Genomic DNA, 23,981 nt, shown 5'->3' with positions numbered 1-23,981 from the left:
TTACCCGTAATAATATGAAAAAACACTCAGTTGTACTATTGCTACCGGTTTATGAATAACAAAGGTTTTGCATAATGGGATATAGCGGCTGTTTCACTTTAAACATGTGAAATCTGGTTTGGAAAAGTTAACATTACTGACATTTTGCTAAAGAATCCTGCCAGTTTATGTTAAATATTTATGGGTATCATAAAAAATGGTTTCTTTTGAATTTGGCTTTTCACAACCTGTGGCTATATTGCTTTTAATTACCAAATGTGTTGCGTTCCCGTACAAGGGGAACTGAAATTTATATGGAAAACTTCAATGAGATTTTTGATCTGGAATACTTCTTTCGCTTGTCGCCCGATTGGTTATGTGTTGCCGGGTTTGATGGTTACTTTAAAAAAATTAACCCGGCTGTTTCCAAAACTTTAGGTTATACCGAAAGCGAACTGTTTGCAAGGCCTATCGATTCATTTGTTTATCCCGAAGACAGAAGTATCACCGCCAGTAAACGTGAGAGTATAAAGAAAAACAATCCGCTGTATAATTTTGAAAACAGGTATGTAACCAAAAGCGGAGAAATAGTATGGCTTTCATGGATCTCGATGCCAGTACAAAAACAGCAGCTGGTTTTTGCTATTGCCAGGAATATTACCGACAAAAAGAAACTGGAAGAATTTAGCAAAGTGTCACTCGTATCGGTAAAAAATAACGAAATTGAAAGAGGGGCGGAGTTAAGTACACATAATCTAAAGCCAATCAGTGAACTTTCTATTGCCGATCAGCTTTGGCTTTATGAGCTTGAAACGCTGGTAAGAAAATATATTGGAAAAGTTGATTTGATCATTGTATTGTTAAGTAATGAAATGGGTTTAAGTGAAAGGCAACTGCACCGGCGCATAAAAAACACTACGGGTATTACTCCCAATAATTATATCCGGCGAATCCGTTTACTGATGTCGATGGAGGCAATTAATAGTGGTAAATACCGTACCGTGGCCGAAATATCGTATATAGCAGGGTTTGAAACCCCGGCTTATTTCCGGAAACTGTTTAAAGAATTTTATGGTCGTGATATAGCCGAATTTTTGCAATAGATATTAAGCCGCTACCCTCTTACCTGACCCTTTTCATCGGGAATTGTATTGCCTTTTGTCTGCCTTTCTTTGTCCCCGATATTTCGGCCACCAACGAGTCGTTAGTGATTTGGGTATAGGTTATTTTTTGCGGGAAATCATGTTCCGGGTTTTCAAATATTAGGTGTTTATTATCTGATGAAATAAGTGTAAAAATTACCGCTTTTCCGTCGTTTTGATTTTTTATCGTTGGGATATAGTAAAGCTGGCCTTTATGTTGCTCCATACGGATATGTTCTGATGATACCGTATCTGCACCAGTCAACGAATAGCTTCTGCCGATAAAGGTGCTGTCGTTAAGCTTTTTCCATGTTTCAATATCCACTGTTTTTGCCGATTGATTTTTCCAGCTGCCGATCAACCATTTAGCATGCGTGATAGGCTGGTTTTTTTGCTGGCCAAAAATGCTATGAGCAGAAGTAATGCATAATACAATAAGTAACTGCAATTTGAATTGGTGGAGCAGGGTCATGAGTGGTAAATAAGTAATTGAAGTTACAAATTGAAAGGAGGAAATCCAAAGCCTGAGTGACGGGTTCGGCTAAAGCCGAAGCTTCATTTTAATTCTCCGTCACTTAAAAGTGACGGCAATGAAGTTGTAATGATATTTTATGTCTGTTTTTGATTCATTGCCGTTGGTTTTAACCAACGGGTATTTAGTGAACCGAGCTGGCTTTAGCCTAAATTTTAAACGAGATAGTGAGTATTCATTTGTCGCAAATACACCCGTCATTTGTCGCGTGTATAACCTTGCTTTGGCGTTCATTTTCAGCATCTTTGAATAAATCAATAATGAATCATGGAAAACTCAGCAAATAACAACCCCGAAATCATTGTTATAAAAGAAACTCAAAAGGTACTTGATGTTAAATGCGCTCTGCTTAATGGTTCAAGCTTTGAGCAAATGATGATGAACAATGCAAGCTTTAAGGATGTTTGTATAACTGGGCTTAAAATTGAAGATGCCAACCTAAGCGATCTGGAAATAAAATATGCCCAACTTGGAGGAGCTTATATCCATGATATAGGTATGCCGCCCGAAGGTCATCCGGCTTATGATCCTGCTGCGAAACAACGCCCCCTTAAATTTGAGAACTGCGACCTGCAGGGCAGCACAATAACCGATTGCAACTTAAGTGGTGTTGATATTACCGATTGCGATTTGAACGGTATGAAAATTAATGGGATTGATGTGGATGAACTGCTGAGGGCGTATCAAAAGCAGGGGATATAGTAAATCTGCATGGCGCATACATCAGGGTCCTCTGCGAGAGACCCTGATGGGACGGTAAGAAGATCGTCATTGCGAGGTACGAAGCAATCGCCGACTTTACAGGGCAAATCTGCATAGCTGCTCTGCTTATTGGGGATTGCTTCGTACCTCGCAATGACGCTTTTTTTGTTTATCACATTATTAGCTTTCGGCTTTGTGCATTCCGCTTTTAGCTTTCAATTATTTAGCACTTACCCACACATTATCCTTTTTATTGCTGTCTGGATCATAGGTAGTACCAAGTACAATCTTTTTAACCGCTTTTTTTGCAGTGAAATTAACTGTGGTTGTTTTGTTACCGGTACACCAAACAGCAATACTTTTGTGTATAAGTTCGGTAGTGCCATCGGTATAACTAATGGTTAGGTTAACGGGGATGGGCTTACTGCCAACTTTAGTAATTGTGGCAGCATATTTTAACCCGGCGTTAGTCACTTTGCTGATGGCCAGATCCGTTACGCCATTATCAAAAAACCAGGCTTTCCAAAACCAGTTAAGGTTTACGCCCGAACCGGTGTTCATACAATTAAAAAAATCGTAAGGCATAGGGTGTTTGCCATGCCATTGTGTAATATAGTAATGCAGGGCTTTGTTAAACAGTTCATCGCCAAGCATATCTTTTACATATAAATAGCCCAGGCCTGGTTTGGGATAGCTGTCGGTAAAACCGGCAGGGCCTGTGAGCATTGGTGTAAGTGTCATTACCGGCACATCAACCTCGTGGCCGGCGCTTTGTTCAACAGCGGCAACACCATATGGATCCACTATGGAAGGATCAATCTCCGGACTTACCAGCCATTCGCCGATGGTTGCCCAGCCTTCATCCATCCAACCGTATTTGGTTTCGTTAATACCCATGTAAAACGGAAACATGGTATGGAAGATCTCATGATCGGTAAGCTCAATGGCATCGGCCTTATCTTCCAGCGGATTATCATTCACCATCATCGGGTACTCCATTTGGTCTAACCCATCAAAAACGGTTTCATGCTGGTATGGATACGGCCATTTCGGAAATTTGTAGCTCATCACCTCAACCGTTTTGCGGGCGTAATCAACTACCGCATAATAGTCTTTATGCTTTTCGTTAAACACTGCATCAACACGGGTACGCCTGCCGGTTTTCGGATCAACCACCAGGCTCGATGCTTTCCATAAATAATGGTTGCTGGCAGCAAAAACAAAATCGGTAACGCTATCGGCCTCAAACTTCCAGGTGTTAGTTGGATTATTTTTGGTGATGTTGCCCGATTTGATATCATCTTCGGTAATGATATCCGTTACCTTATCACTTGCGCCGGCATTGGCGATGCGTTTAATGATCCTGCTGTCGTAAACGTCGTCGGCGTTTTTCAGATCGCCTGTTGCCCAAACTTTATAGTCGCCGGGTATGGTGATCTCCGCGCTGAAATGGCAAAAATCGTTATAAAATTCCTGTGAGCCAACGTATGGATAATCGTTCCATCCATCAATATCGTCATAAACTGCTACGCGCGGGAAGAAATAGGCAATGAAGAATGCACCGGTATCAACTTGACCAGTACGGATATGTGAGCCCTTGTTTAATGTATATGCATAGCTGATATCAAAATGTACTTTTTGCTTTGGAGCAATAGGGGGAACACGCTGCGTCATGTTTGTGCCGTTGATACGGCGGGTTTTAGCGCTGTCGGGTGTTTTATTATCTATGCTAAGGCTTTTGATCTGTACCCCATCGGTAAGGTCACCTGCCGAAACCTGCATTTGACGTGCCACGCCTTTTTTATACAAGTTGGGATAGAGCTTAAATTGCACCCTTTTTAACGTATCGGGACTGTTGTTAACATAATCAATACCAACTGTTCCGCTTAACAAGCGGGTTTTGGGGTCGAAATTTATTTTGATCTTATAGTCGGCCGTGTTTTGCCAGTAGTTTTTGCCGGGTGCTCCGGTTGTGGTGCGTGTTCCTTTGGTGTAGGTTTTTTGCAGGTTTACAGCTATGGGTAGGCTTTGCTGAGCCAATGCTGCAGTACCGCTTAATAATAAAGCAAAAGGCAATAATTTTTTAATACTGATCATTTATGCAGATATATATGAGTTATATTTGAGGTAAATATAATAAACCGTTACGGAACCCGGTAAGCGATAATTTTGTATCGCCGGTATGTTACAGGGCAAATCAACTCACGGTTTGAGTAATTTATCCATTTATATAAATAGTATCCATGACTGCCGAAAAAATGATCATTGTAACCGGTAAGCAATACCTTGAGCTTAAACAAAGTTTAGAAAGCGGCGAGGGGCTTACCTATAATATAGGTACTGATAAACACCCCGAATTGGTTAAGATCACCAACATTTATATGGACACTGATCCTGACTTTACCCGCAACCCGCGCCAGTTTGCCCGGATGCATGAAGACCTGAACGTGCAGGTGAAACTGGAGTATGTAACGGAGTAGATAAAAAATCGAACAAACCAGGGATGGGTTTTGTGTGTTAGGAGGTGAGGAGAAATCTTCTGCGCCCGGCTTTTACAGGTTTAGTTGTAAAGCCTGATGTAGAAGATTTCTGTTTCGCGCCATTACTCACAACCTGCGTTGCTCTGTCGAAATGATATTTTTTTAATAAAAAGATGTCTATTTTTAGGCCATGCATCATCCTGAAGATAATCCCTGGAAAATAACATCTCAAAAAGACATTTACGATAACCCCTGGATCAACGTTACCGAATACCAGGTGATTAACCCTGCCGGTAATCCCGGCATTTATGGCAAAGTACACTATAAAAACCTGGCTATAGGTGTTTTACCTTTAGATGAAGAACTAAATACCTACCTCGTGGGCCAATACCGTTTCCCGTTAAACCAGTACAGCTGGGAAATGCCCGAAGGCGGCGGTCCTGAGGGAACAGACCCGCTTGATTCGGCCAAACGTGAGTTACTGGAAGAAACCGGTTTGAAAGCTTCACGGTGGACAGAGATCCAGCGCTTGCACCTCAGTAATTCGGTAAGCGATGAACTCAGTATATTGTACCTGGCCCGCGGTCTTGAACAGTTTGAAGCCGAGCCTGAAGAAACCGAGCAGTTGATTATCAAAAAAGTGCCTTTTGCTGAAATGTACCGCATGGTTTGTAATGGCGAAATTACTGATGCCATGACTGTTGCCGCAGTGCTTAAAGTACAGTTGTTACTAACAGAAAACCGTTTGTAAGTTACCGCTTTGCCGAAAAAAATATAACTTCGCCTACTGATGAAAAAGTTATTAGGATATATCCTGTCGCCTATTGCCATAATTGCCTTTTTTTTAGCCCTGGTTATTTTTCAGCCCATCCAGTGGATCTGCTTTCGTTTTTTTGGCTATGCAGCGCACAAACGTTCGGTTGATATCCTGAACTTATGCCTGTTCCGCACCTTTTATATCATTGGCGATACGGTGACTTTCATTAATAAACAGAATTTGCCGATGGACAGGCCAATTATATTTGTGGCCAATCATCAAAGCCTGCTCGATATCCCCCCGCTTATTTATTACCTGCGTAAGTATCACGCCAAGTTTGTTTCTAAAATAGAACTTACCAAAGGGATCCCATCCATCAGTTATAATTTGAAACACGGCGGCGGTGCTAATATCGACAGGAAAGACTCCCGTCAGTCCATGACCGAAATGACAAGTTTAGGTGAGCGGATGAAAGCCAATAACTGGTCGGCAGTGATCTTTCCGGAAGGTACCCGTTCCAAAGATGGCGTAGTACGGTCTTTTCAGCCGGGAGGTGTTGCCATGCTGCTGAAAAAATGCCCCGAGGCATTGCTGGTCCCTATCGCCATAAAAAATAGCTGGAAAGTTGTACAATATGGCTTTTATCCGCTTAATACTTTTATATCCATGACCTGGACGGTACTTGAACCCATTGAGCCCGGTAAAACCCCGATTGGCGACCTGGTATTGGAAGCCGAGAACAGGATCAAGGCTGCGCTGTCCTGATTTCGGAATTCGGAGTTTCGATTTTGGTTTTTTTATTTACCCTAATTGATATCGAATGCCGCTGTTGGTGTTGTCACCAACAGTTTCTTTTCCCTCGCCTGGACGAAGTTTTCCGTCCCATCAGGGTCTCTCGCAGAGGACCCTGATGATCTACGCCATGCCAGCTGCTATGTTTAAAGTAGCCTCACCGGTCTTACATGGTTTATGTCTGTCCAAAAATTCCGATAATCTATTATGGTTAAAAATTCATGAGGCTTTGCAGAATGATAAAAGGCTGCACTGCTATGTGGGTATTTAATAAAATCATCGCATAATAACCATTTTCCGGATACCGGATTATGATGAATATAATCTATTTTTTTGATAGAGAAAGGCCGTAGAGTATATGGGCTTGGCATCAAATGACTGTTCAAAAACTTTATGCTTTTGTCCTTTGTTTTTTTCTTTTTCGGTACATGCCGCCGAAAGTTGATTAAGAAGGTCGATTTTGCCTGATGCTGTTAGCTTTTTTACAAGTTCATAAGCCATAAATCTTTTGCCATTACTAATTATCTTGTTAAGCCCTACTTCTGTATCGGGCATTTTAATAATCAGATGAACATGATTAGGCATCAATACAAAAGCATGAGTTTGCACCTTGTAATTCTCTGCTATAAATCGAAGCCAATCATATAGCATTTTATACGATTGTGTGATTTCGAATAAAGGAATCCAATTATAACAGGTAAAAGTTATAAACCAGGTCTCGCCGGGATCATTGTGTAAAGTTCGGGTAGCCATAGTTAAATATAAAGATATTTATGAATCTAAATATGATTGCCAACCTCAGTGTCCTCTGCGAGAGACCCTGATGATCTACGCCGTGCCAGCTCTTTCCTGGTCGAAGTTTAGCGATAGCGTAACTTCATCCTAAAATAAGTTAAGCTTTCGGCTTAACTATACTATCAATTTACTTTTTCGCTTCCGTAAGCAGAATGCTTGCCCTGTTTTGGGACGAAGTTATGCTATCGCTAAACTTCGACCAGTAAAAAACTCCTTCCTCTTTAATTTCGAAATCCCAAACCCGATATTCGAAATGTAACCAACCTGTTAATAATCAGCTAAATGTTAACAAATAAATCACATGTTATTTACGTTAATATGAAACGTTATCGCTTATTTTTATAGACCCATAAAAGAGGTCGCCTAAAATTTACCTAAAATAATTTTTATGACCTGGAGAAAATTCAGCGGCGAAGTAATCCAATCGCCCATTATGGAAGAGGTTGAAAAGGCAATTGAACGCGAAGCCCTCCTCGGTAACAAGCTTAAAGTATGTATCGGCACCGACTCACAAGTTAAAGGATCTATAACGGATTTTGCGACGGTGATCGTGTTTCTGCGCGAAAAACGCGGCGCTTTTATGTTCATACACCAGGAACGCACTTCGCAAAAAATGAGCATTAAAGAAAGGATGCTGAGCGAAGTGCAAAAGTCTATCGACATTGCTTACAAGCTTTGTGATTTGCTCGACCTGTATGATGTGGAGCTTGAGGTACATGCCGACATAAACACCAACCCGATGTTTAAAAGTAACGCGGCCCTGCACGAGGCTATGGGTTACATCCTGAGCATGGGTTTTGTGTTTAAGGCCAAGCCCGAGGCTTTTGCAAGCTCATACTGCGCCAATAAAATAGTGCAGTAAATTTGCCGAAACCCAAAGCGTGTATCTATATTTGATATTAAAACATATCAGATATACCTATGTCGCCACTTATTGAAATCAACGACCCGGCTTTAGCCGCACAGGATACTATTCTTATTGATGCCCGCGGAGGGCAGGACTCTTACCAGCGTTACCTGGCAGGCCATTTAAACCACGCCATCTACGCCGACCTTGATCAGCACCTTACCACTAAACCCGATGACCCGGCCTTTGGCGGCAGGCATCCGTTGCCTAATATACAGGAGTTTGCTGTATTGCTGGGCAACTGGGGCATCACACCTAAGAGCCACGTAGTGGTTTATGACGACAAGTCGGGAGCGTTTAGCGCATCGCGTTTGTGGTGGATGCTGCGGGCAATTGGTCATGAAAACGTACAGGTAGTAAATGGCGGCTTACAGGCTGCTAAAGATGCAGGTATAGCATTGAGCACTGAAGTTTATACCCCGGTTGCCGTTGATCCGTACCCGGTGACACACGAATATGCAAATACTGTTGAGATAGCGGAGGCTGGAGAAGCTGCACAGGATCCCTCACGACTGGTAATTGACGTACGCGAAACACCACGCTACCTGGGCCAGACAGAACCTTTGGATTTGATAGCCGGCCATATCCCCGGTGCTTTAAATCTGCCTTATATCAACAACCTCGGTGCCGACGGAAAGTATTTACCCGCCGATGAGCTGCGTAACGCTTACGATGCCGCAATTGGCGATGTAGCGCACAGCGAAGTAATAGTTCACTGCGGATCGGGTGTCACAGCCTGCCATACCCTGCTGGGCATGGATTACGCGGGCATCAGCGGCCCAAAGCTTTACGTGGGCTCATGGAGCGAATGGTCAAGAAGGGATTTGCCGATAGGGAAGGAAGAAAGGTAAATTAAAATAAAATGCGATTGCTGTTAGGAACGACGTGATCGCACAGAAACATAGCAGCTTTAAATCAAAACTCAACTTATAACTATTTTTTATCCCATAGTGAGAACATACGTTTTAAAAAAAGAACAATCCATTCCGATCAGCCTTGATCAAGCCTGGGATTTTTTTTCGTCGCCATTAAATTTAGCTAAAATCACACCCAGTGATATGAGCTTCGTAGTAACATCTGATTATACCGCTGAGACGAAAATGTACCCCGGAATGATCATTACTTATAAGATCTCGCCGTTATTAGGTATTAAAATGGACTGGATGACAGAGATCACGCATGTTGATGAAAAAAAATATTTTGTTGATGAACAGCGTTTTGGCCCTTATGCATTATGGCATCATCAGCATCATTTTAAAGCAATAGATGGCGGTGTACACATGACTGATCTTTTACATTATGCTATTCCTTATGGCGCAATAGGAAGATTTGCAAACACTGTTTTTGTTAAAGGGAAGGTGGAGCAGATATTTGATTATCGTACCAAGGTGATTGAGGAGATGTTTGGGAAATTATAAGTAACTGCCGCGGGTTTAGCGCAGCGTAACCCGTGGTATAGCATGGTGTAAGCTTTCAGCTTACCACTCTCCGGCTGAAAGCTGGAATCACGGTAACCACGGGCTGAAAGCCCGCGGTAGATTTATAATTTAATCCTCAATTACTCCCCAACCAACACAGCTTCCTCTTCAGCAATCTCAACCTTTTGCCTGCTGAGTGTTAACGCAAACAATGCACCGGTTGTAGCCATGATCACGCCAACAATTTCGGGCGAGGTAAATCCCAGTCCCCAGGCTATGGGTAAGCCGCCAAGGAAAGCTCCTAATGCATTACCGATATTAAAAGCAGCTTGTGTAGCAGCTGCGCCAAGCATTTCGGCGCCTTTGGCGGTATTGATCATTAGTGTTTGTATCGGTGAACCAACTGCCATTGAAAGACCACCTGTTATGAATGTCATAACGAGGGACAGGATTTGATTTTGCGAAACAAAGAAGATTACAACCAGCGATATGGCCATAGTGATCATCAGTATTAAGCAGGCTTTTACAGGGGAAGCTTTATCCGCCAGTTTACCGCCAACGAAATTCCCTACAACCATCCCAAGGCCTGCCAAAATCAAAACATAAGGCACGCTACTCGCCGAAAATTTGGAAACTTCGGTCATGAGCGGTGCTATGTAGCTTATCCATGCAAAAAGCCCACCGGTACCAATAGCAGTAAGACCGATGATAAGCCATGCCTGTTTTTTTCTGAAAAATGAAAGCTCCGAGCTGATGTTTCCAGCATTATTTGGAGCCAGCTGCGGCAACCAAAGTTGGATAAATGTTAACGTTAATAAGCCTATCGCTGCAATCATCCCAAAAGTATAACGCCATGAATAATGGTGACCAATATAAGTACCCAGCGGAACGGTGAGCAGATTGGCGATGGTAAGCCCGGCAAACATAATGGATATGGCCTGGGCTTGTTTTCCTTTTTCGGCAAGGCGGGTGGCCACTACCGAGCCCACACCAAAAAACGCCCCGTGGGGCAATCCGGCCAATAGCCTCGAAAACAGCAAAACGTAATGATTAGGGGCAAATGCCGAACATGCGTTGAATACCGTAAAAATGATCATCAATACTGTTAAAATCTTTTTAGGCGGATAACTGCTGGTGAAGGCAACCAGTAGCGGTGCTCCGATGACTACGCCTAATGCATAGGCCGAAATAAGGTGTCCTGCAACCGGAATGCTGGTGTGAAAATCATTGGCAATATCAGGCAGCATCCCCATCATTACAAATTCGGTAGTGCCTATGCCGAGGCCGCCTAAAGTTAGCGGTAGTAAACTCTTTTTCACGTTGTTGTTTTATATTAGATGATATTAATGCCTGCTTCCTTGTATGCCGAAAGTTCTTCATTGTCTGGAGATACATCGGTAATGATGGTATCCAGTTCTGTTACCGGGCCTATGTAATAAGAATCGGCTTTATTTATTTTTTCTAAGGTGGATAAAGCGATAGTTTCTTTAGATACTTCTATCATGGTTTTCTTGATCTCGGCCTCTTCATAATCCCTGGTGGTGATGCCGATGGCAGGGTGCACACTGCAAATCCCGAAAATGCAAAGATCGGCCCGGATATTCCTGAAGGCATTGATGGTTTCATGGCCGATGGTAGTAAAGGACGATTTATACAGACGCCCACCGGCAAATATCACCTCAACCGTTGGATGATCTTCAAGCGCACTTGCAACCGGGAAACTGTTGGTAACTACGGTGATCCTCAAGTCATCTGGCAGGCTTTCAGCCACAGCTAAGGTTGATGTACCGCCGTCAAAAAGTACAACCTGTCCGTCTTTTAAAAAGCTCAACACTTTTGATGCGATGACTTTCTTAGAGGCAATATCATGCTTTTCCCTCGCGCGGTAATGGTGCGGAATGGGGGAGTGGGCAACCGCGCCACCCCTTACTGCTGTTAACAGCTTCTGATCGGCCAATACTTTAATGTCGCGGCGTACAGTATCTTCCGAAACATTGAGTTTTTCGCTCAGTTCGGCAAGCATAACTTTGTTATCTTTTGATACGTGATCTAAAATGATCTGGAGTCTTTCTTCTCTTACCATGTTTGCAATATAATGCAAAGTTATAATTTATTTGCAAAATATTGCAATAATGTTTTGTTTTGCTGCATGAAATTGCAAGCAAGAAAAACTATCGCCATCGATATGGACGGCGTTATGGCCGATGTCGAGCCGCAGCTGATCAAATATTATGAACAGTTGTACGGCATCACTACAACCCTTGAGGCTATTGATGGCTTATCACATGCCGAGGCTTTCCCATTGGATGCTTCAACGAAGGCTTCGTTGAATTTACCCGGATTTTTCCGCACACTACCCGTTATGCCGGGCGCTATTGAGGCAATTAAAAAGCTGATGGAAGATTACGAGATATACATCGTATCGGCCGCTACGGAATTTCCGCTGTCGTTATTCGAAAAGTTGGAATGGCTTCAGGAGCATTTCCCGTTTATCAGCTGGCGTAATATTGTGCTGTGTGGCGATAAAAGCATCATTCATACCGATTACATGATAGATGACCATTGTAAAAACCTTGACTATTGCAACGGCAAGGCCATCATGTTTAATGCGCATCACAATAAACACGAACGCCAACATGTGCGGGTTCACAATTGGGATGAAATATTAAACCTGTTTGAAATGGAAAAAACCTCTGCAGATTTAGCATAGCATAATTTGCAGAGGTTTTTTGATAATGACAACTATCGCTTTAAGCTTTTGCCTTCCGCTTTTATAGGGGCTATTTCGTATCTATCCGGTAATTAAGTGATGCCGAAAAGCTGGTGCCCGCGCCGGTATTGCGCCCGGTAATAAAGGTGCCGCCGGTTAAAAACAGCGACAGGCTTTTGGCAAATGCATGGCCGTAGCTTAGCGATACCTGGTTAAAGGCAAAATTTTTACTGGCGCTTGGGTTTACGTTAAAATCCTTATTGATACTGGTAGCATAAAAGCCGCCTACACTTAAGGAAATTTGCTCGCGGAATTTTTTATCAAGCGTTAAGCCATAAGTGGCATTGTACCTGTCCTGGAAAACGCTTTCGTAACCAAAATATTCGCGTACACCGTTTTCGAGAATGAAGAATGAGTTTTTACCAAACAAATGCCCGCTGCCTGCAAAGGCCAGTTTAAGTTCGGCCCCTTTTTGGTTATAGCCCAGCGCGGTGTTGGTGTACATGGGTAAAATAGCCGTACCCTGTAAGCTGAAGTAATATTTATAATTGATATTGGCCAGGTAGTACCTGATACCCACTTCCAGATCCTGGAAACCTGAACTTTTGCTGGTGCCCAGATCTGTACTAAAGGTATTCATTACATAAGGTGCCAGTACCGACAGGGTAAACCTGCGACTTAAACCAACTTCCGAATATAAAGAATAGCTCCATGAACTGAACTTACCGTTATTGGCAAAGGCACCTTTATGGCTGTCGGCATCCCAGGCTTTATTGGCAAAAAAGTAAGTTGCCGATGGCGATAGTGAGATCCTGCCCGGCCTTACCGGGAACCCTCCGGCATAACTTTTACCCGTAGCAATGGCGAATATTACTATCCCAATAAGCAAATATTTTGATAAAGTATTTTTCAAGGTCATGTGTTTAAGATTTTAAAAGTTTTAAAACAAACCGAAGGTATCGCGCATCCAACGGCCCTCATAATCTTTGTATACCTGGCTCACCTCATGTGCAAGGTTTTTAAATACCATTACGTGTTTATCAGTATTCATTGAGTTAAATACCGCGTAACCATTGGCGGGCGGTACGTAGGGGTCTAAAAGGCCCAAGCCTAAAATTGTTGGACATTTTATAGTTGTTGCAAAGTTTTTTGCATCGTAATAATCAAGATTGTTTAATACCTGGTTAAAGGTTACGCCGGGTTTGCTTAAAACATATTTTTTAATATCGTTAATGGGCCATTCAACAGCGCCAACCAAATTGCGGATATCGCTCATGATGGGGTTTTGTGCCGAGCAAAGGTTTATACGATGATCGACGCCTGAAAGCGCAAGGGATAAATAACCGCCCATACTACCGCCGGTTGCCAGGATCTGATCGTGTCTTAAATTGGGCTGCGCGTAAATAAAATCAACAGCGCGTACGCAATCCATAATTACACCGCGCATTACGTATTTGTTTTTATCCTCAATATGGTAGGAGATAAAGGCATCCCGCTCGGTGTGGATCACATCGCGGCTGGTACCTTGCCCACGGGTATTAAGCGTGATGATTACCAGGTCGGGGTCTGACCCTACTATAGGGTATAGTTTTACCTGGTAGCCGGGTAAGCCAAGCAATACCGAAAACTTTTTGTTTTTATTTTTACTAATGGGTACCGTCATGTAACCGCGGATGGTAAGGTTATCCAGCGATTTCATCTCTATTTCGTAAACCTTGCGGTTTTCGGTGTTCATGGATGGTACTTCGGTAATTTTGTAATTGGGTTTCACTTTGGCCAGTTCATCTTTGGCGGTTTGCCAAAACTGGTCAAAATCGGCCGGCCGGGCATATTGCGACCGGATTTCATCCGGCCTGATCCCAAAAGCGCGACGGGTGGTATCGTCATAATCGCTCACATTGATCATCATGTTAACCTTGTAAAAACCTGTTTTTAGGTTAGGCACCTCAAAATCATATTTGGAAGTGCTTTTTTTGCTAAGGTTTACCGGCTTTGACAGGGTTTTAACAATTTGCCCATTTTCGGTGGTGATATTGTATGATATGCTGCCTTCCTGGTTAGTATCATAAGTGTTTTTAATTTCAAAGCTGAACGAGGCCGTTGAACTGAATATACCATCCTTATTATTGATAGTTAATACCGTTGATACTTCATCATCACCACCGCTTTTGTCGGTATTCTCCGCCGGATCTTTTTCGGTTTCCTGGGCCATGGCCGGTAGGGCGGCGCACCAGGTCAGTAAAGCGAAAGTAATGATCAGTAGTTTGTTAGCGTTTTTTAGCATGTTGTAATTAGGCTTTGATCTTAGCTGATTCATTTTCGGGATTGCGTGCTTTGTTTTTAATCAGGAAATCAGACTTGCGGATATAGTGATTAAGCGGTTCTTCAATTAATTTAAACAGCGTTATGGAAACCATATTTAAAACGATAAAGGCGTACAAAAGGTTTAAACTATCATACTCAAAAGGCGAATGCCAGTCGACACCCCATTTATCATAAAGCTCAAAAACATAATCGTTAAGACTGTTCATGCCCTGATGGATAAAATTGTACATAAAGCCTAAGTGGATCAGGTAAAATATGTAGGAGCTTTTGCCCAGCAGTTCAATAAAAGGGTGTGCTAAAAACTTTTTGAGGAGGGTAGTTTCGGTGAGCAAGCCATAAAAGAAGATTGCAATCGAGGTAGCCAGTAGATAGTTATTGGTTATAATGCCCCAGGGATTATGCAAACCGGCTTCATATCCTTTCGGGATAGTTAACGTAGACATGATCCACACGCAAAAAAAGATCAGGAAAAAGCCCAGGTAAGTGAACTTTTTTTTGCTTGTGCCATCCAGTTTTTGTTTGCGTACTATGAGCGCCAGCTGAATGCCCGCATAAAACTCAAAGCATCGGCCCAAAAAGGTGTACAGCATCATGAACGTAAAGTTGCCGAAGAAGCCGAACCAGTTTACATGACTAAAGATGAATACCAGCAAAGCCCCTAAACCGGTAACCGCGATAGGCTGGATATAAAACTTTTTGTATTTAGTGGCGATAAGGAAAATAAATGGCGCCGAAAAGTAAAAACATTCTTCAACCGTGAGCGACCAGCCCTGGGCAATGCCCGTAAACTTAAACTGGTCAAAAAAGCCGCGCACAAAAACGATGTTCATAAAAAACATAACCACCGGGTTTTGTCCTGCTGTTACTGTTTGGTTTTGGGTAAAATGATAAGCTATGAACGCGCCAATGGTAAGCAAGGCATACATGGGATAGATGCGCGCCACCCGGTTTTTAAGGTATTGCAGAAACCAGGCTTTTGTTAATTTAAAACTATCAAAATAACGAAATGCGATCAAAAAGCCCGAAAGCACAAAGAAAATAGTAACCCCGATATGGAACTCGTTAAAGAAACGTTGCACAGAGTGGGGAAATTTCTCATCAAACACATAGGCAAAATGCGATATGAAAACCAGGTAAGCCGCCATGGCCCTTACACCGGTTAACGCCGGGATATAATTGGATTGTGCTCTTTGTGACAAAATAGACGTATTTAACTTTCAGATGAATTTAATTATACGTAAATGTTTGCAAAAGGGATACCAATGTTTAGAAAGTAACAGCTGACAAGTGGTGATATTTTAAGTTGCAGTGGCAGTTTTTAGTTGCAGGGGGAAGAGCATTGATTTGCTTATTCGTTAAACCAGAACCGGGATTTGGGGAATTTGCCGGATTGATGGATTTTACCTGAAAATCCGAGTAATCTCTCGCCGTTGTTGGTGTTGTCACCAACAACTTCTATTTGTTCAATACATCATATTCTAAATGTTGTTGGTGACAACACCAACAACGGCAGAGAGGGAATCGCACAAACCCTCGTTTTTTCTGAAAAACTACCACGGCATAAAAAATCCTGACAATCCTCAAATCCTATAAATCAAGGTTCAGACCACTTCCCTGCACCACACCTCTGCTCAAAATTCTTTGATCAATATAATATTGGATCTCTGATTTTTTCAAACCCCAGTTGGGGGCGATGAGGAGTTCGCGGTCGCTGAGACCGAAGAGGCGCTGGATCACGATATCCGGGCGAACAAGCGGTAACAGCTCGCACAGAAAATCGGCATATTCGTCAATACCAAACAGGTGGAAGGGTTCGCGTTTGTATTTTACGCCCATTACCGAGCCTTCAACAATATGAAGGTGGTGGAATTTTACAAACTTGATCTGTTTAAAACGGTTGATCTCGTCGGCATATTTCAACATCATTTTTTTGGTTTCCCAGGGGAAACCGAAAATGGTATGCACGCAGATATCCAGTTTTGAATTTTCGACCAGGCTCAGGGCTTTCACCAGTTCTTCGTGACTACAGCCGCGGTTAATCTGGTTCAGGGTATCGTTATAGATACTTTCCATCCCCATTTCCAGGTCAACATCAAAACGATCGGTATAGCTTTCCAATAAAGCAATCTTTTCCGCATCGATACAATCGGGCCGGGTACCTACCGAAAGGCCTACGATATCTTCGGTGCCGTAGCTCAGGGCTTCATCGTACAGCATTTTGAGGTAATGCGCCGGGGCGTAGGTATTGGTATTGGGCTGAAAGTAAATAATAAACTTATCAGCCTTGTTGCCTTTACGGGCGCGTTCCATACCTTCTTCAACCTGTTGGCGTACTGTGGGGGCGTTACGGCTTACGGAAGGCGTAAATGAATCAACATTACAGTAAGTGCAACCGCCGTAACCCTTCGACCCATCCCGGTTGGGGCAGGTAAAACCACCATCAACAATTACTTTAAACACGCGATGGCCTTTGTATTTTTCCTTAAGCCATGGCCCGTAGTTGTTGTAGCCTTTTTCCCAGGTTGTTATTGTTTGCATTTATGATTTCACCAATTTTTGGATGAAGGCACCGATTAACAGCTGTTTTCACCGATCAGCGGGCAAAGATAATGAATTTTGATGAGGGAGAGGTTTATTGTTAGGAAGCCTTATATAGAACGTTATGTACTTTATATTTAATTGACTGCCCGAGGATACACAATATTAATTATTATTGTATTATAAATAATCTAAATTCCAAAGCGTGTTACACATAGGCTCAACGCTCGAAACAATTGGTTTACTTGGTGTATATCTGTGTAATATTCCGCTATATATTTATAAAATACTGCGTGCAGTGTTTACAGGGCAACACCTTCCCAGCTATCGGTATCTCTTTTATATACCTCAATGGCTTAACAATTATGTGAAGTTTTTTGGTGGAGGAATGCTGGTATTGTTTTTTGTGCTGATTGCGTTTTACAAATAGGATTTCCCGCTTCTTCTTGCAATTCAGCGTTTACCCAGCGCTAAACATCTAATTCACCTTTAAATAAGTTTTCTTATAAGTGCTCAAAATCTCAGTTATTTTGGATGGGGCCCGTTTTTCAAACAGGTGAATGATCCATACGGTAATACGCAGCATCCTAACGGGGTTAACAATGCCAAGCCCCAGTTTATTGATATCACTATCCCTGCTGGCAATCTGCTTAGGATAAGCATCCCCGTTACGGGTAAACAGGTCTTCGGCAAAGCACCAGGCGCCATCGCGGGCATTGCCAAGGGCAAACTGGATGAGGATAGAATTATTTTGCGCATGCAGGCCCGCCAGTGACAGCAGCGGCGAGATCCGGTTCAGCTCGCTGATCACCTCGTAAGTAAGCGCCGAAAGTATAGTATTGATGGAATTAAAATCATTATGGACCTCGGTTAGCGGCTGGTTAAGATTTCGCGCTACTTCTACAACAGCAACACCCAAATCAAGGTTGATATGGGCGTTCATACCAATGAGCAGGTGCTGCAGTACCAGTCTCGACGGTTTATCAAAAATACTAAAAGCCAACTCCCACGACTGTGAGCAGGGGTGTTTTTGCTGCCAGCAATGATAAGCCATAATGTACCTGTTGGCGAAGATCACGTCCAGCTGTTCCATGCGGGCAGGGTTTTCAAACTCACCGTTCTGGATGCCTTCCCTTACCTTGCAGGTAACCTTATGGTACAGGGCTGCAAAATACCCCGCCCGGCTGTCGGTTTTTATAGCGTCGGCAATAATGGCCTCTAACTGTTCAATAATCTGGTTAATAGTTTGGGCTGGTGCAATAGGTTCCATAGCAGGCAGATAAGTCCAGGTAAATTAATTATTTTAAAGATATGATTTTTGTTGGTCGAAAAATCAGGTAATATCGTTATTGGGTGCTATTGGTAATTTGTGTATTTTCACAGCATTGTATACCAACAACACCTGAGCTTTATGCGCAAATTTTTTACCCTCCTGTTTCTGTGTGCTGCCTTTATGGATGCAGGTGCCCAGCAAAAAAACGTACTTAGCCGATGGAACCCCGGAAGCTATTACGACCTGCAAAACAACAAAATAACCGGCTTTATTAGATGGAATGTCCCTAATCGTAGTCTTTTCAAAGGCGTAGGTGATGATTTTCTGTATCGTGTTACTGTTGATGGCGATAAACAAAAGATTAAAACTGCGCAGTTTAGGGCTTTTGTAATAGGGATAGATAGCTTCGTAGTATCGCATAATAAAGACCTTGAGCTTTTTCCTATTTTGCTGGTGCTTATTGATAGGCCAACCAAACTATATGTACGCCTGCGTTATAATCAAACTGCTGTGGGAGGCTTTGGTAGCGGAGCCACCATGTTTTACTCCAATCTTGACAGAACTTATTACTATGGCCCGGATCCCGACAACGTTACTGAGCTCGACCGCCAACATTTTATTGCAGTTATGAGCGATATAGTGAGCGATAAGCCGAGACTGGTGGAAAAAATCAAGAACAAAGATTACCGCAAAGTCGATATGGAGGACATTCTTGACGAATATTATTTTGAACGGAACGCCCAAATAGCTAAAGAGGAGGCAGAGAAGAAAAGTGAAGAGAAAAACAAGAAGAAGGGAGAGGCAAAAAATGTTGATGAATAACAATTAACGGCTAAATAGTGTATTGATAGTGAAATATGTTTTTAATTGTAGCGAAAATTTGCTGGTAATAATAATAAATTAATAATGTTTATTCCTTCAAGCGATGAGATTTATAAAAGTGCTTTAAATGTACTAAAAACAAGCTTTTTAATAAAACCATAGCCCGTTTTATACGTACTAATTATAGTATTAATTAATTATTCACCTAAAATTAAACACTATGATTACGTTATTATTGGCATTAAGCGCAAGTGCATTATGCGGTTTTTTTGTTGCGCACAGTACAAAGGAAAATGAATGTTAAATGTAATAGACTAAACGGGGTAATTATGTGAAAAGGCTGATCAGAGATGATTAGCCTTTTTTTGTTGGATAAAAGGCTTAGTTAATGTCTTATGGCTGGTGCACGCGTGTCGCGTGTATCTAATTTGCTTATAAAGATATGCAGATGACAAGGGATAATGGATTATCGAGCATGCAGGCACATATATAGGCAAGCATGACGTGTTACTTAGCATGTGGGACACACGCGACACGTGGCCGTTGCACAACGCGCCAGTTATTTTATAATAATTTATGTTAAGATACTGGTTTTTAGTATCTTAATGACATGCAAGGAAAGAAGCACTATCAAGAGAAACTCTTTACCAATTTCCAATTATCCGACCGTGTTCCGGCAGACAACATATACCGAAAGCTGAAAGAAACACTAGATCTTCAGTTTTTATATGCTTCTACCGCTAAGTATTACGGAAAAGACGGACAAAAAAGTATTGACCCGGTTGTTTTCTTTAAGTTATTACTCGTAGGCTATTTGGAGAATCAGCCAAGTGATAGGCGCATCATTAACATATCATCCATGCGCCTTGATATTCTTTATTTTATTGGTTACGATATCGACGAAGAATTGCCTTGGCATTCTACTTTAAGTCGTACCCGTCAGCTTTATGATGAAGACATATTTAACCAATTATTTAAACAAGTATTAAAGCAGTGCATAGACAAAGGAATGTTAACCGGCAAAAGACAGGCAGTTGATAGTGTGTTTGTAAAAGCGAATGCATCAATGAGTAGTGTTGAGGATATTTTAGAGGATGGACAGGTGTTCACAGACCAGTTAAAAGAAGGTCAGGCAACTGAAGGAGATGATCACTTATCCGATAAATCAGGAAGGCAAAAAACACAAAAGCGCAGTAATGCTAACCGGGCAAGTACTACTGATCCGGATGCGAGAATGTCTGTAAAACCGGGCAAGGTAACTAAGTTAAATTATCTCAGTCAGCTTAGCGTAGATACATCCAGCTATGTGATTACAAGCATTGGAGCCTGCCATGCAGACAAAAAGGACAACCAATGTCTTGATACAGTGCTTGATAAAGTTTGTGTCAATCTCGGAGATCATGGTTTGGAGGTAAAGGAAGTAATTGCGGATGCTAATTATAGCAGTTCAACTGTATTGCAAAGCCTTGTTTCAAGAGGAATTACCGGATATATCCCCAACACAGGCACTTACAAGTCAGAACGGCAGGGTTTTACATATAATGCTGAAAATGATACATACCAATGTAGTCAGGGTAATAGCTTAAAATTTATTGGTTATAAGGATCATCACGGCGTTTCTAAAGAATATATGAGTAAACGATCCGATTGTGCGGTATGTTCTGTTCGCAAACAGTGCCTCAAAAAATCAACCTATAAAACAATTACAAATTCGCTTTCTAAGCCGCTGTTTGACGACATGCACAAACGATTAAACGAGGCCTATGGCAAACAAATGATGGTCATAAGAAAAAGCACAGTGGAGCCTGTCATTGGAACGCTGGTTGAGTACCTGGGAATGAGAAAAGTAAATACAATTGGAATAGAATTAGCCAATAAATGCATGTTGATGGCAGGAATCGCTTACAATCTTAAAAAGTTAATTAAATATGAAGGAAAGTCGTTCTTGCAGGTAATAATGAGCCTTTTAGAAGCATTTAAAAGCTCCCGTTTTTACTACACATAATCAGGTTTTTCAGGAAAGTGATTAGATAACGAATACTTATTTGTTGTCTAAGTATTCGTTGTGCAACGGCCACGACACGCGTGCGCCAGCGAAAGGCCTTGTGGGGAATGTGCTGAATGTCGTAAAATCATTTCAACTTCTCACCAGCAAAAAAGGCAACACAAAAATGTGATGCCTTTAAATTAAGCTTAGCCGTGCTACTTAACTACCGTAACTTTCAAAAAGGTAGCCTTTATATTAGTATTTTGCTCCCCACCCGTATTTTGGTCATTGAACAAAGCTTCCAGTTCATGTTGCAGTTCGTCAGCTTTATTATTTTTTTCCGCAGCTTCAAAGGCGTTCATAGTTGGGCCATAGTAGTTTTTGAAAACCTGAACAAAGTTGGCCGGCGCGTATGGGGCCTTAAACGTAAAGGATTCTTTGGTAAAAGAAATATTTTCTTCATTTATACCGGCACTTTTAAAACGTTCTGTAACGTTTGTTTCAATACCCCATAACATCGGGCTTACAAAACCTTCGGGCGGTGGCGGCGTATAGGCCGAACTTATCTTAAGGATCTGTGCCACCAGGGTAGGGTCGCCGGGTATCCAGTTACCCATGATTATCCTGCCGCCGGGCCGGGTTACGCGCACCATTTCTTTAGCTACGTCAAAAGGTTTTGGAGCAAACATTGCTCCGAAAATGCTAACCACAGTGTCAAACGAACCATCTTTTAATTCGTGAAGGTCGGTCGCGTCTCCCTCATAAAACCTGCATTGACCCAGTCCTTCGGCCTTTGCCCTTGCGTTACCTGCTGCAACAAGGTTAGCGGCTATATCAACGCCGGTAACATCTGCGCCCAGCCTGGCTTCCGGTATAGCGGTTGTACCATCACCGCAACCCAGGTCAAGTACCTTCATCCCTTTGGTTATTCCCAGTTTATTAACCAGTTCCTCGCCGCTTTCGCGCATGGTAGCTGCTACCTGGGTGAAATCACCCTTTTCCCATAGTGCTTTGTTTGGGTTCATATTTTTCATGGGTTTAAGTTTTTGATTTGTATTGTGTTATGTTTATGATATTGAAACAAAGTTAATGAGAGCGATAAGAATATTTTTGTCTGAAAAGCCCAGAATAATGACCTAAAAGTTCAAAATAATTAAATTAGCTTATAGTATTGCGTTATGAATAATTTGTATGACAGGGTGCTGCAACACCCCAACTATTATCGTCAGTTTAACTGCAACGAGTCGCTGATCACTGTATTCAGCTGCCCCGCCGAAGCACGCCTGATGAAGAACAAATTTTCGCCGCTCTGGACCCAACACAATTACCTGTTTTACGTAGTGGAGGGTAGGAAGATTTGGCATACCGCCGAAGGGTCGTACGATATTGGTGCAGGTAGCTGCGTGTTTATCAGGAAAGGGGCATTCGTACTTGAACAATTTTTTGACGAAGGATTTTGCCTTGTACTCTTCTTTATTCCCGACGAGTTTATTTGTCAAACCCTCGGCCAAAAATTTAGCGCACCTGTAAAAAGCGCCGGGCACAGGCAGGTGATCACCTTGAATTCCAGCGAAACCCTGGCGGGTTTCTTTCATTCCATGGCTTCTTACTTTGCCGAAGCCAGGGAACCCGCGCAATCCCTGTTAGAATTAAAATTTAAGGAACTGATCCTAACTATAGCGGATAATCCCGTTAACAGCGAATTGCTCTCCTACTTTTGTTCATTGGTGAACGAGCCCCGCGCAATAAGCCTGGAAAGGGTAATGACAGACAATTACCGTTACAATTTAAAACTGGAGCAATTTGCCCAATTAACCAACCGCAGTCTTTCGGCATTTAAAAGAGATTTTCAGGCAACCTTTAACAGTACGCCCGGCAAGTGGTTATTAGAAAAGCGCCTGCAATACGCCAGAAGCCTGCTGAGCATGTACAGTGAAAAAACGATAAGCGACGTGGCTTTTGAAAGCGGATTTGAAACCACAGCCCACTTCAGCAGATCATTTAAGCAGCGTTTTGGCGTAACGCCCTCCTCGGTGGGCAGCAGTTAGATGTTTTTGCAGGTGCGAATGAAATAAAGCCTGTTGATTTTGATATGTTGCCAAAGGGCCTGCCCGGGACAATATACCTTTTGGGCAGGTTACCAACCGCCGGTTTATCGACGTATATTTATTGCATAGGTCAGGATTTGCTTGCGGTGGCGGGGAGGCATGGCTGATACTTTAATGTAATGCAGATGCATTGTTTTATACCTTGCATGTGGGCTACAAGGCACAGCCTTGCGGCAGCGTTCCCGATTTTTTGCTACTGAAAGGCTTGGTAAATATGCTATGTCTCGAATTTGGCTTGCGGTAGCAGGGGTGACAATGATATTATTTGGTTTACAACTGTGAACTAAATAATATCATTGTCAACATCAGTTTTTTCCTTAGTAACAAAAGATGTAAAATTTATAGTGGGAAGTAAAACAGGTTCAAATCCAGAATTAATCAGTAGGTATGAAATATAGGCTCTTAGAAAAGGAAACCCAATTGCTGGGGCGTTAATGTTCGGGAAATGGGACTCTTTGAATTCAGTTGTTATATCTTCTTCTGTAGAAAACAAACATTCATATTGTATCTTAAGATCGAATTCAGAACTATTACTTACTTCTAATTTAAATAATATCGAAAATGACCTTAGGTTTTCATCCGGGAAAATTTTATCAAACTTTAAATCGTATATTCTTGAAGTTTCAGAATTTGGTTCGTTAGGACTACCTATTAAACTTAGTTGTTTGACAAATAATTTTTCAACGGTGATTTGCATGCGTAAAGCTAAATAAT

Annotated in this window: 24 protein-coding genes; 12 read left to right on the top strand and 12 right to left on the bottom strand. The window is 42.1% G+C overall.

Annotation, left to right across the window (positions count from 1 at the left end):
• Positions 1–293 precede the first annotated feature (293 nt).
• On the top strand, positions 294–1,082 hold the full coding sequence (locus tag J3L18_RS17990) for a helix-turn-helix domain-containing protein (protein WP_090533985.1): 789 nt from the start codon (positions 294–296) through the stop codon (positions 1,080–1,082).
• A 19-nt stretch (positions 1,083–1,101) separates the two neighbouring features.
• On the opposite strand, the gene J3L18_RS17985 is transcribed toward J3L18_RS17990, so the two are convergent.
• Positions 1,102–1,593 carry a DUF6265 family protein gene (locus tag J3L18_RS17985; RefSeq protein ID WP_129568575.1) on the bottom strand — a complete coding sequence of 164 codons (492 nt, stop codon included), beginning with the start codon at positions 1,591–1,593 and terminating at the stop codon, positions 1,102–1,104.
• Between the two features lie 327 nt (positions 1,594–1,920).
• Between J3L18_RS17985 and J3L18_RS17980 the strand changes: the two genes are divergently transcribed.
• Complete coding sequence (locus J3L18_RS17980) at positions 1,921–2,355, top strand: pentapeptide repeat-containing protein (protein ID WP_091176006.1); 435 nt, start codon at positions 1,921–1,923, stop codon at positions 2,353–2,355.
• A 219-nt stretch (positions 2,356–2,574) separates the two neighbouring features.
• On the opposite strand, the gene J3L18_RS17975 is transcribed toward J3L18_RS17980, so the two are convergent.
• Complete coding sequence (locus J3L18_RS17975; protein WP_129568574.1) at positions 2,575–4,452, bottom strand: M1 family metallopeptidase; 1,878 nt, start codon at positions 4,450–4,452, stop codon at positions 2,575–2,577.
• 146 nt (positions 4,453–4,598) lie between these two features.
• Here J3L18_RS17975 and J3L18_RS17970 point away from each other — a divergent pair, with 146 nt between their 5' ends.
• The 3 genes from J3L18_RS17970 to J3L18_RS17960 all read left to right on the top strand — a co-directional run bounded on the left by J3L18_RS17970 (position 4,599) and on the right by J3L18_RS17960 (position 6,357).
• On the top strand, positions 4,599–4,835 hold the full coding sequence (locus J3L18_RS17970; RefSeq protein WP_129568573.1) for a hypothetical protein: 237 nt from the start codon (positions 4,599–4,601) through the stop codon (positions 4,833–4,835).
• A gap of 190 nt (positions 4,836–5,025) precedes the next feature.
• On the top strand, positions 5,026–5,586 hold the full coding sequence (locus tag J3L18_RS17965) for an NUDIX domain-containing protein (protein ID WP_129568572.1): 561 nt from the start codon (positions 5,026–5,028) through the stop codon (positions 5,584–5,586).
• Positions 5,587–5,625: 39 nt separating this feature from the next.
• Positions 5,626–6,357, top strand: coding sequence for a lysophospholipid acyltransferase family protein (locus J3L18_RS17960; protein ID WP_129568571.1), 732 nt, complete (start codon positions 5,626–5,628; stop codon positions 6,355–6,357).
• A 336-nt stretch (positions 6,358–6,693) separates the two neighbouring features.
• Here the strand turns inward: J3L18_RS17960 and J3L18_RS17955 are convergent, their stop codons facing one another.
• Entirely contained in the window at positions 6,694–7,035 is a 342-nt protein-coding gene (locus J3L18_RS17955; RefSeq protein ID WP_223266119.1) for a transposase, read from the bottom strand.
• A gap of 532 nt (positions 7,036–7,567) precedes the next feature.
• On the opposite strand from J3L18_RS17955, the gene J3L18_RS17950 reads away from it, so the two are divergent.
• The 3 genes from J3L18_RS17950 (at position 7,568) to J3L18_RS17940 (ending at position 9,504) form a co-directional block, all read left to right on the top strand.
• Complete coding sequence (locus tag J3L18_RS17950) at positions 7,568–8,041, top strand: ribonuclease H-like YkuK family protein (protein WP_091176022.1); 474 nt, start codon at positions 7,568–7,570, stop codon at positions 8,039–8,041.
• 59 nt (positions 8,042–8,100) lie between these two features.
• Complete coding sequence (locus J3L18_RS17945) at positions 8,101–8,937, top strand: sulfurtransferase (protein ID WP_129568569.1); 837 nt, start codon at positions 8,101–8,103, stop codon at positions 8,935–8,937.
• A 207-nt stretch (positions 8,938–9,144) separates the two neighbouring features.
• Entirely contained in the window at positions 9,145–9,504 is a 360-nt protein-coding gene (locus J3L18_RS17940) for an SRPBCC family protein (RefSeq protein ID WP_223266118.1), read from the top strand.
• Positions 9,505–9,644: 140 nt separating this feature from the next.
• Here J3L18_RS17940 and J3L18_RS17935 read toward each other — a convergent pair whose 3' ends face one another.
• Together J3L18_RS17935 and J3L18_RS17930 are read right to left on the bottom strand one after the other, a co-directional pair.
• Complete coding sequence (locus J3L18_RS17935) at positions 9,645–10,823, bottom strand: MFS transporter (RefSeq protein WP_129568568.1); 1,179 nt, start codon at positions 10,821–10,823, stop codon at positions 9,645–9,647.
• 14 nt (positions 10,824–10,837) lie between these two features.
• On the bottom strand, positions 10,838–11,587 hold the full coding sequence (locus J3L18_RS17930) for a DeoR/GlpR family DNA-binding transcription regulator (RefSeq protein WP_090533966.1): 750 nt from the start codon (positions 11,585–11,587) through the stop codon (positions 10,838–10,840).
• Between the two features lie 66 nt (positions 11,588–11,653).
• Here J3L18_RS17930 and J3L18_RS17925 point away from each other — a divergent pair, with 66 nt between their 5' ends.
• The gene (locus J3L18_RS17925; protein ID WP_129568567.1) at positions 11,654–12,214 is read left to right on the top strand and encodes a 5' nucleotidase, NT5C type; all 561 of its coding nucleotides are present in this window, start codon (positions 11,654–11,656) and stop codon (positions 12,212–12,214) included.
• 70 nt (positions 12,215–12,284) lie between these two features.
• Here the strand turns inward: J3L18_RS17925 and J3L18_RS17920 are convergent, their stop codons facing one another.
• The 5 genes from J3L18_RS17920 to J3L18_RS17900 form a co-directional block, all read right to left on the bottom strand.
• Positions 12,285–13,133: a hypothetical protein gene (locus J3L18_RS17920; protein ID WP_091176031.1), complete on the bottom strand. Its 849-nt coding sequence runs from the start codon at positions 13,131–13,133 to the stop codon at positions 12,285–12,287.
• A 21-nt stretch (positions 13,134–13,154) separates the two neighbouring features.
• The gene (locus tag J3L18_RS17915; RefSeq protein ID WP_208102421.1) at positions 13,155–14,498 is read right to left on the bottom strand and encodes an acetylxylan esterase; all 1,344 of its coding nucleotides are present in this window, start codon (positions 14,496–14,498) and stop codon (positions 13,155–13,157) included.
• Positions 14,499–14,505: 7 nt separating this feature from the next.
• Complete coding sequence (locus J3L18_RS17910) at positions 14,506–15,738, bottom strand: acyltransferase family protein (protein WP_129568565.1); 1,233 nt, start codon at positions 15,736–15,738, stop codon at positions 14,506–14,508.
• 388 nt (positions 15,739–16,126) lie between these two features.
• Complete coding sequence (gene mnmL / locus J3L18_RS17905) at positions 16,127–17,077, bottom strand: tRNA modification radical SAM protein MnmL/YtqA (RefSeq protein ID WP_129568564.1); 951 nt, start codon at positions 17,075–17,077, stop codon at positions 16,127–16,129.
• Between the two features lie 478 nt (positions 17,078–17,555).
• A complete protein-coding gene (locus J3L18_RS17900; RefSeq protein WP_129568563.1) occupies positions 17,556–18,347 on the bottom strand; it encodes a DUF5995 family protein in 792 nt (263 codons plus the stop codon).
• Between the two features lie 141 nt (positions 18,348–18,488).
• On the opposite strand from J3L18_RS17900, the gene J3L18_RS17895 reads away from it, so the two are divergent.
• Positions 18,489–19,172 carry a hypothetical protein gene (locus tag J3L18_RS17895; protein WP_129568562.1) on the top strand — a complete coding sequence of 228 codons (684 nt, stop codon included), beginning with the start codon at positions 18,489–18,491 and terminating at the stop codon, positions 19,170–19,172.
• 610 nt (positions 19,173–19,782) lie between these two features.
• Positions 19,783–21,177 carry a transposase gene (locus J3L18_RS17890; protein ID WP_208102422.1) on the top strand — a complete coding sequence of 465 codons (1,395 nt, stop codon included), beginning with the start codon at positions 19,783–19,785 and terminating at the stop codon, positions 21,175–21,177.
• A 197-nt stretch (positions 21,178–21,374) separates the two neighbouring features.
• On the opposite strand, the gene J3L18_RS17885 is transcribed toward J3L18_RS17890, so the two are convergent.
• The gene (locus tag J3L18_RS17885) at positions 21,375–22,193 is read right to left on the bottom strand and encodes a class I SAM-dependent methyltransferase (protein ID WP_129571988.1); all 819 of its coding nucleotides are present in this window, start codon (positions 22,191–22,193) and stop codon (positions 21,375–21,377) included.
• A gap of 144 nt (positions 22,194–22,337) precedes the next feature.
• Between J3L18_RS17885 and J3L18_RS17880 the strand changes: the two genes are divergently transcribed.
• On the top strand, positions 22,338–23,207 hold the full coding sequence (locus J3L18_RS17880; RefSeq protein ID WP_129571987.1) for a helix-turn-helix transcriptional regulator: 870 nt from the start codon (positions 22,338–22,340) through the stop codon (positions 23,205–23,207).
• A 343-nt stretch (positions 23,208–23,550) separates the two neighbouring features.
• Here J3L18_RS17880 and J3L18_RS17875 read toward each other — a convergent pair whose 3' ends face one another.
• Positions 23,551–23,964, bottom strand: a complete 414-nt coding sequence (locus J3L18_RS17875; protein WP_129571986.1) for a protein-export chaperone SecB — start codon at positions 23,962–23,964, stop codon at positions 23,551–23,553.
• Positions 23,965–23,981 lie beyond the last annotated feature (17 nt).

This window comes from Mucilaginibacter gossypii (assembly GCF_017569325.2).
In the GTDB taxonomy this organism is placed as follows: domain Bacteria; phylum Bacteroidota; class Bacteroidia; order Sphingobacteriales; family Sphingobacteriaceae; genus Mucilaginibacter; species Mucilaginibacter gossypii.
The sequence above is the reverse complement of the archived record's forward strand: the minus strand, read 5'-3'. Positions and strand labels throughout refer to the sequence as shown.